Origin of the sequence: Bradyrhizobium sp. NBAIM08 (assembly GCF_020193935.1) — a bacterium.
Classification (GTDB): domain Bacteria; phylum Pseudomonadota; class Alphaproteobacteria; order Rhizobiales; family Xanthobacteraceae; genus Bradyrhizobium; species Bradyrhizobium yuanmingense.
In genome coordinates, this window is record NZ_JADYVR010000018.1 from 31,937 (window position 1) to 44,293 (window position 12,357).

At 64.5% G+C, this 12,357-nt stretch carries 12 protein-coding genes; 5 read left to right on the top strand and 7 right to left on the bottom strand.

All coding sequences use genetic code 11. The features are described 5' to 3' along the window. Positions 1-109: 109 nt before the first annotated feature. A complete protein-coding gene (locus I6F37_RS35150; protein ID WP_225153985.1) occupies positions 110-517 on the bottom strand; it encodes an RT0821/Lpp0805 family surface protein in 408 nt (135 codons plus the stop codon). 113 nt (positions 518-630) lie between these two features. On the opposite strand from I6F37_RS35150, the gene pdxH reads away from it, so the two are divergent. Then, positions 631-1,272, top strand: coding sequence for a pyridoxamine 5'-phosphate oxidase (pdxH, locus tag I6F37_RS35155; RefSeq protein ID WP_036004041.1), 642 nt, complete (start codon positions 631-633; stop codon positions 1,270-1,272). 26 nt (positions 1,273-1,298) lie between these two features. Continuing rightward, on the top strand, positions 1,299-2,051 hold the full coding sequence (locus tag I6F37_RS35160) for an SDR family NAD(P)-dependent oxidoreductase (RefSeq protein WP_036004050.1): 753 nt from the start codon (positions 1,299-1,301) through the stop codon (positions 2,049-2,051). A gap of 213 nt (positions 2,052-2,264) precedes the next feature. On the opposite strand, the gene I6F37_RS35165 is transcribed toward I6F37_RS35160, so the two are convergent. Continuing rightward, positions 2,265-2,483, bottom strand: coding sequence for a hypothetical protein (locus tag I6F37_RS35165; protein WP_035696491.1), 219 nt, complete (start codon positions 2,481-2,483; stop codon positions 2,265-2,267). Positions 2,484-2,687: 204 nt separating this feature from the next. Then, a complete protein-coding gene (locus I6F37_RS35170) occupies positions 2,688-3,665 on the bottom strand; it encodes a magnesium transporter CorA family protein (RefSeq protein WP_109144626.1) in 978 nt (325 codons plus the stop codon). A gap of 339 nt (positions 3,666-4,004) precedes the next feature. On the opposite strand from I6F37_RS35170, the gene I6F37_RS35175 reads away from it, so the two are divergent. Beyond that, positions 4,005-4,685, top strand: a complete 681-nt coding sequence (locus tag I6F37_RS35175; RefSeq protein ID WP_036031037.1) for a L,D-transpeptidase — start codon at positions 4,005-4,007, stop codon at positions 4,683-4,685. Positions 4,686-4,721: 36 nt separating this feature from the next. Here the strand turns inward: I6F37_RS35175 and I6F37_RS35180 are convergent, their stop codons facing one another. Next, positions 4,722-5,804, bottom strand: a complete 1,083-nt coding sequence (locus I6F37_RS35180) for an extensin family protein (RefSeq protein WP_225153987.1) — start codon at positions 5,802-5,804, stop codon at positions 4,722-4,724. A 65-nt stretch (positions 5,805-5,869) separates the two neighbouring features. Between I6F37_RS35180 and I6F37_RS35185 the strand changes: the two genes are divergently transcribed. Continuing rightward, complete coding sequence (locus I6F37_RS35185) at positions 5,870-7,498, top strand: fatty-acid--CoA ligase (RefSeq protein WP_036004029.1); 1,629 nt, start codon at positions 5,870-5,872, stop codon at positions 7,496-7,498. Positions 7,499-7,751: 253 nt separating this feature from the next. Then, positions 7,752-8,606 (top strand): DUF1499 domain-containing protein, encoded by an 855-nt coding sequence (locus I6F37_RS35190; RefSeq protein WP_057026863.1) that lies wholly within the window; start codon positions 7,752-7,754, stop codon positions 8,604-8,606. A 71-nt stretch (positions 8,607-8,677) separates the two neighbouring features. Here I6F37_RS35190 and I6F37_RS35195 read toward each other — a convergent pair whose 3' ends face one another. The 3 genes from I6F37_RS35195 to ribB all read right to left on the bottom strand — a co-directional run bounded on the left by I6F37_RS35195 (position 8,678) and on the right by ribB (position 12,186). Then, positions 8,678-9,595, bottom strand: coding sequence for an MBL fold metallo-hydrolase (locus I6F37_RS35195; RefSeq protein ID WP_036004017.1), 918 nt, complete (start codon positions 9,593-9,595; stop codon positions 8,678-8,680). Between the two features lie 163 nt (positions 9,596-9,758). Continuing rightward, positions 9,759-10,973, bottom strand: a complete 1,215-nt coding sequence (locus tag I6F37_RS35200; protein WP_036004014.1) for an acyl-CoA dehydrogenase — start codon at positions 10,971-10,973, stop codon at positions 9,759-9,761. Between the two features lie 136 nt (positions 10,974-11,109). Then, positions 11,110-12,186, bottom strand: a complete 1,077-nt coding sequence (gene ribB, locus I6F37_RS35205) for a 3,4-dihydroxy-2-butanone-4-phosphate synthase (protein WP_036004011.1) — start codon at positions 12,184-12,186, stop codon at positions 11,110-11,112. Positions 12,187-12,357: the final 171 nt, after the last annotated feature.

The following is a 12,357-nucleotide window of genomic DNA, read 5'->3' on the forward strand; positions in this document are numbered from 1 at the left end:
GGTGATGTGGGAAGAGAGTGGCATTTTTGCAACTAGGAACGCGAGCTGAAGCTCTATCTTTGGAGCATGGTCTGATCGGAAAACCGGTTCCCACGTTTCCGGATCATGCTCAGTTCCGCCACGGCTTTAGCGTATGAATCTCCCAACGGCCACGACCGCTTTGGCAGCCGGCGCCCTGGAGCCAGCTTTCGGTATTGCCGTTGACGTAGCTCGCCAGGAAGTCGCGGCATTTGCGCCCGTCCTCGGCGGCATAGGACTGGGCGATGGGCGTCACCGAGCCGCGCGCCCCTGTCTCCGGATTCTCCCAATGCTGGCTGGAATCCTTGTCGCCCTTGCTGAGGACGTCAGAGGCGGCGTTGCGGGTGAAGGCGAGATCGGTCTCGGTCGGGGGAGCGTCCTTCGCCGGCCGCGCGATCGAGCCGGTGAGGTCGCTGTCCTCGGCCTTGGCATAGGCGCTGCCGTCGTTGCGGGAAAAGCTGCAGCCGCCGGCACCAAGCCCGATCAGAATCATCGTCATGACGAAGCCGGACGGTCGGATCGCCGATAGGCCAACGCGTCCCCATGCCCTATATAGGGCGGTAGCGGACAACAACGCGTTTTGGGCCGCGGGACGCAACTCGGACTCCGGACATGACCGACACGACCTCGATGAAACACCAGACACCCTTAACATCCGGTGATTTCACCGCTGCCGACGAGCCATTTGCGTTGTTCGAGGCCTGGCTCAACGAAGCGGTCAAGAGCGAGCCGAACGATCCGAACGCCATGGCGCTCGCAACGGTCGATCCCGACGGGCTGCCTGATGTGCGCATGGTGCTGATGAAGGGCTTCGATACCGAGGGTTTCGTCTTCTACAGCCACATCGCCAGCCAGAAGGGCCGCGAACTCGCCGCAAATCCTAAGGCAGCGTTACTTTTTCACTGGAAATCGTTGCGCCGTCAGGTGCGCATCCGCGGCAACGTGACGCCGGTGACCGACGCGGAGGCCGACGCCTATTTCGCGACGCGACCGAAGCAGGCCCAGATCGGCGCCTGGGCGAGCAAGCAATCGCAAGAGCTGGAGAGCCGGTTCGCGTTCGAGCAGGCCATCGCCAAGGTCGCGGCCAAATACGTCATCGGCGAAGTGCCGCGGCCGCCGGGCTGGAGCGGCTGGCGCATCACGCCGGTGCGGATCGAGTTCTGGCACGACCGCCCGTTCCGCCTGCACGACCGCATTGAATTTCGCCGTGACGCGGCCGGCCAACCGTGGTCCAAGACGCGAATGTATCCGTAAGCTTTGGGCCGACCTGAAAGATGTCCATGCCGCATTCGTCCAATGCGCCGCGCCGTACGCTGCTCCTGACCGGAGCCAGCCGCGGCATCGGCCACGCCACCGTGATCCGTTTCTCCTCGGCGGGCTGGCGCGTCATCACCTGCTCGCGGCATCCTTTCCCGGAGGACTGCCCCTGGGACGCAGGGCCGGAGGACCACATCCAGGTCGACCTCGGCGATCCCAAGGACACCGCGCGCGCGATCTCGGAGATCCGCAACCGGCTCGAGGGCGGCACGCTGCATGCGCTGGTCAACAACGCCGCGATCTCGCCAAAGGGCGCCGGCGGCTCGCGGTTGGGCTCGGTCGACACCGACCTCGATACCTGGACCCACGTCTTCCATGTCAACTTTTTCGCGCCGATCATGATGGCGCGGGGGCTGATCGAGGAATTGAAGGCCGCCAAGGGGTCGGTCGTGAACGTCACCTCGATCGCGGGCTCGCGCGTGCACCCCTTCGCAGGCGCGGCCTACGCCACCTCGAAGGCCGCGCTCGCAGCGCTGACACGCGAGATGGCCTCCGACTTCGGCCGCATCGGCGTCCGCGTCAACGCGATCGCCCCGGGCGAGATCGACACCTCGATCCTGTCGCCGGGCACCGAGAAGATCGTCGAGCAGCAGATCCCGATGCACCGCCTCGGCACGCCCGACGAAGTGGCAAAGATCATCTACGTGCTGTGCACGGACACCAGCTCCTACGTCAACGGCGCCGAGATCCACATCAACGGCGGCCAGCACGTGTAGGCGGGCACTGTCATTGCGAGCGAAAGCGAAGCAATCCAGACTGTCTCCGCAAAGACAGTCTGGATTGCTTCGACGCGGAGCCTTTCATCCGGCCCGCCGGAGGCGGGACCGGGTGGCTCCTCGCAATGACGGAAGTGGAAATGGCCGCTCAGGGAAGCAAGGCGATCCAGACAACGCCGCCGCAAGACCTGGATCGCCCTTACCTTCCGTTCCTCAATCGAGTCGAATCCGACGTGACCGCTCGCGCGGCCGCGGAGCGGCCGTGCTGAATGCAGTCGAGCAGTCGTCGTCGTTCTCACCATCGAGCAGCGGAGCACCACAGTGCCGGCACATGCGTGCCGACATCGACGGCGCCTTGCCGCTCGCCAGAACCTGACGGTAGTTCGCCAGATCGATGACGTTGCGGGGCGACGTTATGTGTTTCTCAACCATGGCTTTTCCTCGCGGCTACGCCCTGCTTATCGCAGACAAGTTTCGCGCAAACGTTCAGCCCACCGCTCAAATTTTACCGGAGGAATTGCGGCATGACACACGCGTCACCGCGTCGCCGCAATCCCGATCGATTCTGCGACACGATTCATCGTGTCTATGCGAGCGGCGTAAGGTCTCGGTAGGTATCTTTGCTCGCGCACGATCCTACAGCCACTTCTTCCACTTGAATATCCAGTAGGGAACGATGGCGGCGATCAGCATCATCACCAGCGCCATCGGGTAACCGTGCACCCATTCGAGTTCCGGCATCACCTTGAAGTTCATGCCGTAGATCGAGGCGATCAGGGTCGGCGGCATCAGGACAACGGCCATGACCGAAAACAGCTTGATGATGTTGTTCTGCTCGAGATTGACGACGCCGAGCATGGCGTCGAGGACGAAGGTGATCTTGCTGGAGAGATAGGAGGCGTGATCGGTCAGCGAGGCGACGTCGCGCTGCATGGTCTTGAGCTGCTCGCGCATGTCCTTCGACCACTTCACGCCCTCGACCACGGCGGACAGGAACGTCACGACGCGGCCGATCGACACCAGGCTCTCGCGAACCTTCGAGGTCAAGTCGCCCTTGCGGCCGATCGAGATCAGGATCTGGGAATATCGCTTGGCGTGGCCGTGGCGCTCGCTCTCCGGCTCGAAGATCTCGTGGGAGACCTGGTCGATCTCGGCGCCGCAGCGCTCCAGAATGTCGGCGCAGCGGTCGATCACGGCGTCCAGGAGCTCCATCAGCACCATCTCGCCGGTGATCGAGGGCGTGCAGGAGCGGGCGAGCTTGGCCTCGACCAGCGCAAAGGGCTTGGGCAGGTCGTAGCGGACCGTCACCAGGCGGTGGTCGCCGAGGATGAAGGTCACCGCCGTGGTCCGGGGCATGTCGGTATCGGAGTGGCACATCAGCGTCGCGGTCATGTAGCGCGCGCCGTTTTCCATATAGAGGCGACTGGAGATCTCGATCTCCTGCATGTCTTCTCGGGTCGGGATGGCGATGCCCGCCAGCCGCTCGACCGCCTTGTCCTCGGCAGCCGAGGGGTTGACGAGGTCGATCCAGACTGCGTTCTCCGGCAGCGCTGTGAGATCCTCGACAACCGCCTTCTTGAGGGAGGTCTCGGAGGGAACGAACACCGAAAACATCAAAAGCTCCAGAGATCCTGCGACAGAACGACAGCCCTTAGCGCGATTCTGACAGGTTCACGATGACAACAACATTAACGGAGCGTTTGCATCTGCGGCGGCCCTAGGGCTCAACTGTGGCGCCGGAGGAACAGTCTGGCGCGTCTTACCAAAAAAACCCGCACGACACCCCCAAATTTGCGGCAGAAAAGCCACAGGTGCGGTCTTACAGCCCTGGAAACCGGCTTCGGCGCTGGAATTGTGGCAGATTTCAACCATAATGGGCTTAACGGAGTCGAGGAACTTGGGCGCTACGCTCAGGTCCCTTCCGCACGGTATTGTTTTGATTGGAACCAAACCATGTCGTCGCTGAAAATTATGTTTGGGATTTTGGCCGCTGGCCTGATGCTGTCGGGCTGCATGCAGGCCACGACGCGTTACGAGGCGACGGACACCAAGGCGTTCAAGCCCAAGGACAAAGAACTCCTTGCCAAGGTGAAATACGAGAATACCGCGGTCGCAGAACCGTTCCGCCGCGCCATTGTCGAATTCCACCGCAAGGAAGCGCCGGGCTCGATCGTGGTCGATTCCGACAACCATTACCTCTATTACGTGCTGGAGGGCGGCAAAGCGATCCGCTACGGCATCACTGTCGGCGAAGAGGCCATGGCCTGGTCGGGCATCGCCAAGGTGGCCAGCAAGACCGAATGGCCGGCCTGGCACCCCACCCCCGGCGAAATCTCGCGCTTGGGCGTGCCGACCTATGTCGCACCCGGACCGGACAATCCGATGGGCTCCCGCGCGCTGTACCTCCATTCTGGGGGCAAGGACACGCTGTTCCGCATCCACGGCACCAACCAGCCGGAATATATCGGCGCCTCGATCTCGTCAGGCTGCATCCGCCTGACCAACGAGGACGCGATCGATCTCTATGATCGCGTCAAGCTCGGCACCCTCGTCGTGGTGCTCGAGCCCAAGCACGGCGATTCGCCCTACAAGCCGCGCCTCGCGCTCCAGGGTGGTTCCAGTTCACCCTACTAAGCAGGCCTTGCCCGAGGCCTTTCAAAGGCGCCGGTTTCACCGGCGCTTTTTTGTTGCCGGCTGGTGCGATCGGGTTTTGTTGCCATCCGCCGCCGGCTTGTCCGCAGGTGCAGCAGGCTTTTCCGCCTCACCGCCGTCGGCGCCCTCCTTTGCCTCGGGCTTGGCCGCGACCTCGCGCGGCGGTGCCTCCTCGGGACGCTCCGCCGGCAGCAGCGGTGCGACCTGAGGCAGCGGATCCCACACGTTCCATTGGCAAATCCGGTAGTCGTTGCGTCGCTGCGCGAGATCGAGATGGATGTGGTCCTCGTGGTACCAGTCCGAACCCGGGCCGAGCACGGTGGAAAAGCGAGTGCAGACCGAGTGCAGCACGCGCTCGCGCACCTCGCGCGAGGTGGTGCGGTCGGTCAGGCCGATCGACTGCCCATTGGCGAGCTTGACGGCGCGGATGTCGATGGCATTGGCCTTGCCGTGCTCGGACAGCATCGCGCCGGCCACGCGGTTGCGGCCGCGGCACTCGAAGCTGTCGAAATTGTCGAGCTCGCTGACGGCGGAGCCGAGGCTGGTCGCCAGCGGCGCCATGTCCTTGCGCACCCAATCGGCGAGCGCGGACGCCATGGTGCAGCGGAGGATGGCCGCCGGCTTGACCGTCACCTTGCGCTTGTCCGGCAGCACGATGGCCTCCAGTCGCACCAGATCCTCGCCGCCGCAGGCACCGGGACCGCGGATATCCGGAATGGACGGCGCGATCGCGATCTCCTCGGTCAGCGCCAGCCGGCAGGCCGAGGCCTGCTTCTCGGGCGGCGGCGCGGCCTCGGCGGGCTTGTCCGCACCTGGCTTGTCGGGGGACGGCTTGCCGTCTGCCTGCGCCGCCCCCTCATCCGACGCTTTGGGGGCCTCCTCGGGACGCGGCTTCGGCAGCGGAATCCTGGCGGCGCGAACGGTTGCGCGGGGCTTCGGTGCTCCAAGGTTGAAGATATCGAGCGGCGCAGGATATTTCCGCGCCTCTGCCCTTTCGGCGAGCAGCAACAGCCCCGCCGCAGCGGTAACCATTGCCGCCCCGGCGGACATATAGCCGCGACAAGACCATTTGCGACGAAAGTCCGGCAGGCTAAAACTCATGGCAATTCTTTGGCCCAACGCTGAGAGCGATAACGCGCCCAGCGACTTCTCGGAGGAACGTCGGAATGCTTGGTTTGATGCAAGATTGGCCCCTGCTCTGCCACCGGATCATCGAACACGCCGCCAGGATTCATGGCAAGCAGGAGGTGGTCACACGCTCGGTCGAGGGACCGATCCATCGCACCAACTACGCCGAGATCCACAAGCGCGCGCTCAAAGTGTCGCAAATGCTGGAGCGCGACGGCATCAAGCTCGGCGATCGTGTCGCAACGATCGCCTGGAACACCTGGCGCCATCTGGAGGTCTGGTACGGCATCATGGGGATCGGCGCCATCTGCCATACCGTCAATCCGCGCCTTTTCCCCGAACAGATCGCCTGGATCATCAATCATGCGCAGGATCGCGTCGTGATGACCGATCTCACCTTCATTCCGATCCTGGAGAAGATCGCGGACAAGTTGCCCAGCGTGGAGCGCTACATCGTGCTCACCGACAAGGCTCACATGCCGGAGACCACGCTGAAGAACGCGGTCGCCTACGAGGACTGGATTGCGCAGGCCGACGGCAAATTCAAATGGAAGGACTTTGACGAGAACACGGCGGCGGCGATGTGCTACACCTCCGGCACGACCGGCGATCCCAAGGGTGTGCTGTATTCGCATCGCTCCAACGTGCTGCACGCGCTGATGGCCAACAACGTCGACGCGCTCGGCACCAGTGCGTCCGAGACAATGCTGCCGGTGGTTCCGCTGTTCCATGCCAACAGCTGGGGCATCGCCTTCTCCGCGCCCTCGCAGGGCACCAAGCTGGTGATGCCGGGCGCCAAGCTCGACGGCGCCTCGGTCTACGAACTGCTCTCGACCGAGAAGGTGACGCACACCGCCGGCGTGCCGACGGTGTGGCTGATGCTGCTCCAGCACATGACGGCCAACAATCTCAAACTGCCGGATCTGAAGATGGTGATCTGCGGCGGCTCGGCGATGCCGCGCTCGATGATCAAGGCCTTCCTCGACATGGGTTCGAACGTCCGCCACGCCTGGGGCATGACCGAGATGAGCCCGATCGGAACCGTCGCGGCGCTGAAGCCGCCGTTCCAGAATGCGACCGGCGATGCCAGGCTCGACGTGCTGCAGATGCAGGGTTATGCGCCGTTCGCCGTGCAGATGAAGATCACCGACGATGCCGGCAAGGAGCTGCCCTGGGACGGCAAGACCTTTGGCCGCCTCAAGGTCTCCGGGCCCGCCGTCGCCAAGGCCTATTACCGTGTCGACAGCAACATCCTCGACGAGGACGGCTTCTTCGACACCGGCGACGTCTCGACCATCGACGAGGACGGCTATATGCGGATCACCGACCGCTCCAAGGATGTGATCAAGTCCGGCGGCGAGTGGATCTCCTCGATCGACCTCGAAAACCTCGCGGTCGGCCACCCCGCCGTGGCGGAAGCCGCCGTGATCGGCGTGTTCCACCCCAAATGGGACGAGCGGCCGCTGCTGATCGTGCAGCTCAAGCAGGGCCAGCAGGCCACGCGCGAGGACATCCTGAAGTTCATGGAGGGCAAGATCGCCAAATGGTGGATGCCCGACGACGTCGCTTTCGTCGACGGCATTCCGCACACCGCCACCGGCAAGATCCTGAAGACGGCGCTGCGCGACCAGTTTAAGGATTACCGGTTCCCGAACGCGGCGGCGTGACGGGCTGGGTGCGCCCCTCCTTGGAGGGGCGTCAGCGTCCGACTTGTTGAAGCCTCCACGACGTCATGGCCGGGCTTGTCCCGGCCATCCACGCCTTGCCCCACGGTGCAGTGAACGTGGATGGCCGGGACAAGCCCGGGCATGACGGCTTGGGCGTAGCCGGAACCCTTGAATTTGCTCCCGCGCCGTGGTCTCAACTGCGCATCGTCGCGCCAAATCGGCCGGCATCGCCAACCCCGGCAGAGCTCACCCGATGGCCCGCAGGTTTTCCGCTCCCTACCAGTCGGAGCCCGTGTCCAGCCTCGCGAGCTGGGCGCGCAATCTGGCCGTGTTCGCGGTTCTGGCGGTGGTGGTGTCGATCATCGTCGTCCGTTTCGATTTCCTGGAGCCCAAGCCGGCGCTGGCGACGTTCATCGGCGGGCTCGCGATCGCCGGCCTCTCGATCCTGTTCGGGCTCGCCGGCTTTGCCGCAATCTGGCAGAACGGCTCGCGCGGCATGGCGCGCATCCTGCTCGCCTTCCTGATCGACGGGGCGATCCTCGCCTATCCCGCCTATCTGGCCTTTCAATATCGCAAGCTGCCGTCGATCTACGACATCACCACCAATCCGATTGATCCGCCGCGCTTCGATGCGCTGGCGCGCCTGCGCACCGGCGAGGGCACCAACACCGCGGTCTATGCCGGCCTCTATTCGGCGGAGCAGCAGCGCCATTTCTATCCCGAGATCGAGCCCGTCGAGCTCGAGATCTCGGCCGACCGCGCCTATGCGATCGCGCTTCAGCTCGTCCACAAGCGCAAATGGATCGTGATCGACGAGCGCGCACCGCAGCCGCCGCGCCGCATCGGCCGCATCGAGGCGGTGGCGCGCACGCCGATCATGGGTTTCCGCGAGGACGTTTCGATCAGGGTCGTGCCGGATGGCGATGATTCCCGCGTCGATATCCGCTCTGCGTCGCGCAATTTCGACAGCGACCTCGGCAGCAACGCCGCACGCGTCAAGGCATTCATCGACGACCTCAACACCGCCGCCGACGCCGATGCACTCAAGCCGGTGAAGAAGACGCCGGTGACGCCGCCCAAGGCGCCGGCGAAGACGGTGAAGAAGTGACTTGGCGAATGGGGAGTAGCGAATAGCGAATGGAGCCGCCCATTCGCTATTCCCCATTCGCTATTCGCCCCCTAGGCCATCCGATAGGTCCCGCCGATCACGGGATCGCCATCCGTCGCCACCACGCCGCGGGCGACCAGATCTTCCAAATGCGCCAGCACGGAATAGCCGGCAGCTGTCGTCAGGCGCGGATCGATACCGATATAGATCGCGCGGACCATGGTCGGGATGTCGGTCTCGCCCTTGGCGAGGCGGTGCAGGATCGAGGCCTCGCGTGCCTTGCGGTGGCGGATCAGGAAGCGCACGAAGCGCTGGCCCTCGGGAATCTCGGGGCCATGGCCCGAGAAATAGAGATCCTCCTCGCGGGTGGCGAGCCGGTCGAGCGAATCCATGTAGTCGATCATCGAGCCGTCCGGCGGCGCCACGATCGAGGTCGACCAGCCCATCACGTGATCGCCGACGAAGTTGAACTTCCGCTCCGGCCAGGCGAATGCCAGATGGTTGGCCGTGTGGCCGGGCGTCGCGACGGCTTCGAGCCGCCAGCCGTCACCTTCCACGACGTCGCCGTGCGCGAGATTGACGTCCGGGGCAAAATCGCGGTCGGCGCCGGATTCCGGATTGTGCTTCTCGCTCTCGAATCGCGGCCGCGAGGCGCGATGCGGGCCTTCGGCATAGACCGGCGCCGCCGTCGCCTGCTTGATCCGCGCGGTGTTCGGCGAATGGTCGCGATGGGTGTGGGTGACGAAGATGTGCGTCACGGTCTCGCCGCGCACGGCATCGAGCAGCGCCGCCGCATGCGCCGCATCGTCTGGACCGGGATCGATGATCGCGACATTGCCCTTGCCGACGATGTAGCTGACCGTGCCCGTGAAGGTGAACGGGCTCGGATTGTTGCAGAGCACGCGCCGCACGCCGGGGCGGACCTCCTCGACGATGCCGGGCTTCAGCGGAAAGTTGCGGTTGAACGGGACGTCGTCGTTGTCGGACATGGGACTTCCTGTGCCACACTCTCTGCCGTCATACCCCGCGAAGGCGGGGTATCCAGTACGCCGCAGCGCCAGTGACAAAAGCGAAGTCTCTGGGATACTGGATCGCCCGCCTGCGCGGGCGATGACAGTTGAGCAAGCTAGCCGCGGCGGAAAAACACAGTGACTAGAAAAACGCCTGAATGCCCGTGATCGCGCGGCCCAGGATCAGGGCGTGGACGTCGTGGGTGCCCTCGTAGGTGTTGACCGTCTCGAGGTTATGGACGTGGCGCATCACGTGATACTCGATCGAGATGCCGTTGCCGCCGTGCATGTCGCGGGCGGTGCGGGCGATGTCGAGGGCCTTGCCGCAATTGTTGCGCTTCATGATCGAGATCATCTCGGGCGCGAACTTGCCCTCGTCCATCAGGCGGCCGACGCGAAGCGAGCCCTGCAGGCCGAGGGCGATCTCGGTCTCCATGTCGGCGAGCTTCTTCTGCACCAGCTGGGTCGCGGCGAGCGGCTTGCCGAACTGCTTGCGGTCGAGCGTGTATTGACGGGCGCGGTGCATGCAGTCCTCGGCGGCGCCAAGCGCACCCCAGGAGATGCCGTAGCGGGCGCGGTTGAGGCAGCCGAACGGGCCCTTGAGGCCGGACACGTTGGGCAGCAGGGCGTCCTCCGGGACCACGACGCCGTCCATCACGACCTCGCCGGTGATGGAGGCGCGCAGCGAGAGCTTGCCGCCGATCTTCGGCGCGGACAGGCCCTTCATGCCCTTCTCCAGCACGAAGCCGCGGATCTGGTTGTCGTGCGCGGCCGACTTGGCCCAGACCACGAAGACGTCGGCGATCGGCGCGTTCGAGATCCACATCTTGCTGCCGGTGAGGCGATAGCCGTCCGACACCTTCTCGGCACGCGTCTTCATCCCGGCCGGATCGGAGCCGGCGTCGGGCTCGGTCAGGCCGAAGCAGCCGACCCACTCGCCGCTGGCGAGCTTGGGCAGGTACTTCTTGCGCTGGTTCTCGTCGCCATAGGCGTAGATCGGGTACATCACCAGCGAGGACTGCACCGAGTTCATCGAGCGATAGCCGGAATCGACCCGCTCGATCTCGCGCGCGACGAGGCCATAGGCGACGTAGCTCGCATTGGCGCAGCCATATTCTTCCGGCAGCGTGATGCCGATCAGGCCGAGCTCGCCCATCTCGTTGAAGATCTCGCGGTCGGTCTTCTCTTCGAGATAGGCCTTGGAGACGCGCGGCAGCAGCTTGTCCTGCGCATAGGCGCGGGCGGTGTCGCGAACCATGCGCTCGTCTTCGGTGAGCTGCTCGTCGAGCAGGAACGGATCGTCCCACTGGAAAGAAGCCGCAGCCGGCTTGTCCTTGGCCTGAGGGCGCACGCTCATGAAACGTCCTTTCGCGTCTGGTTCCGTCGATAATTGCCCGACAAAGTAAAGCGCCGCGGCAACAAGTTCAATTGCATCCTGGCTTGGTCGTTCCGGGGTGGCGCTTTCAGCGCGACCGGGAGAAAGACAATGCGTGTCAGCTTTCGAGCTGCTCGTTGGCGACGATCTCGATGCCGAAGCCCGATAGGCCCTTGTAGTCGTGCACCGACGAGGTGAGATGCCGGATCGAAGTCACGCCGAGGTCGCGCAGGATCTGCGCGCCGACGCCGACCTCGCGCCACTGGCGGTTGCGGTCGGCCTCCGTCGACGTCTCGTCCGGCAGCGGCGAAACGGGCACGCCGGCCGCGCCGTCGCGCAGGTAGACCAGCACGCCGCGGCCGGTCTTCTTGAAATGCTCGAGCACGGCGGCCATGCGCTTGTGGCCGGTGAAGGTGTCCTTGACGATGTTCGGCTTGTGAAAGCGCGTCAGCACGTTCTTGCCGTCGCCGACCCCGTTATAGACGAAGGCGACGTGGGCGATGGAATCGAACGGCGAGCGGTAGGCATAGCCCTGCAAGGGACCGATCGGGCTGTCGGTGACGAAGGTCGAGACCCGCTCGATCAGCTTCTCGCGCGCCTGGCGGTAGGCGATCATGTCCGCGATGGTGACGTGCTTGAGCTTGTGCCTGACCGCGAATTGCGCGACCTGCTCGCCCTTCATCACGCTGCCGTCGTCGTTCATGAGCTCGCTGATGACGCCGACCGGCGGCAGGCCGGAAAGCTTGCAGAGGTCGACCGCGGCCTCGGTGTGGCCGGAGCGAAGCAGCACGCCGCCGTCCTTGGCGATCAGCGGGAAGATGTGGCCGGGCCGGGCGAAGTCGTTGGCGCCGACATTGGGATTGGCGAGCGCGCGGCAGCACGAGGCGCGCTCCTCGGCGGAGATGCCGGTGCCGCCGTCGGGCTTGTAGTCGATCGAGACCGTGAACGCGGTGGTGTGCGCGGAATCGTTGTGGGCGACCATCGGATCGAGCCGCAGCCGGCGCGCGTCCTCGGTCGTCACAGGCGCACAGACGATGCCGGAGGTATGGCGGATGATGAAGGCCATCTTCTCGGCGGTGCACAGCGAGGCGGCGACGATCAGATCGCCCTCGCCCTCGCGGTCCTCGTCGTCGGTGACGACCACGAGCTCACCCCGAGCAAAGGCCTGCAAGACTTCCTGAACGCTATCGGGCATTTCCCAATCTCTATCGGTTATGGCCGGGAGGCTTAGCCGGACTTGGGTCGGGGCGCTAGTCTCCCCAGCGCAACCACATATGCCCGAGGGCGGGCCGGCCGGATGGGTTTCAGGCTTGCACCGGGCATACCAGCGATATAGGCGCAGATTGCCCGCAAGGAAGGCGGGCAA

Bases quoted from the DNA above. Each gene is read 5' to 3' on its own strand.
- I6F37_RS35200 (WP_036004014.1), bottom strand. From the start codon at position 10,973: ATGAGCGTGCGCCCTCAGGCCAAGGACAAGCCGGCTGCGGCTTCTTTC.
- I6F37_RS35160 (WP_036004050.1), top strand. From the start codon at position 1,299: ATGCCGCATTCGTCCAATGCGCCGCGCCGTACGCTGCTCCTGACCGGA.
- I6F37_RS35195 (WP_036004017.1), bottom strand. From the start codon at position 9,595: ATGTCCGACAACGACGACGTCCCGTTCAACCGCAACTTTCCGCTGAAG.
- I6F37_RS35165 (WP_035696491.1), bottom strand. From the start codon at position 2,483: ATGGTTGAGAAACACATAACGTCGCCCCGCAACGTCATCGATCTGGCG.
- I6F37_RS35170 (WP_109144626.1), bottom strand. From the start codon at position 3,665: ATGTTTTCGGTGTTCGTTCCCTCCGAGACCTCCCTCAAGAAGGCGGTT.
- I6F37_RS35150 (WP_225153985.1), bottom strand. From the start codon at position 517: ATGACGATGATTCTGATCGGGCTTGGTGCCGGCGGCTGCAGCTTTTCC.
- I6F37_RS35190 (WP_057026863.1), top strand. From the start codon at position 7,752: ATGGCCCGCAGGTTTTCCGCTCCCTACCAGTCGGAGCCCGTGTCCAGC.
- I6F37_RS35175 (WP_036031037.1), top strand. From the start codon at position 4,005: ATGTCGTCGCTGAAAATTATGTTTGGGATTTTGGCCGCTGGCCTGATG.
- ribB (WP_036004011.1), bottom strand. From the start codon at position 12,186: ATGCCCGATAGCGTTCAGGAAGTCTTGCAGGCCTTTGCTCGGGGTGAG.
- I6F37_RS35180 (WP_225153987.1), bottom strand. From the start codon at position 5,804: ATGAGTTTTAGCCTGCCGGACTTTCGTCGCAAATGGTCTTGTCGCGGC.
- I6F37_RS35185 (WP_036004029.1), top strand. From the start codon at position 5,870: ATGCTTGGTTTGATGCAAGATTGGCCCCTGCTCTGCCACCGGATCATC.
- pdxH (WP_036004041.1), top strand. From the start codon at position 631: ATGACCGACACGACCTCGATGAAACACCAGACACCCTTAACATCCGGT.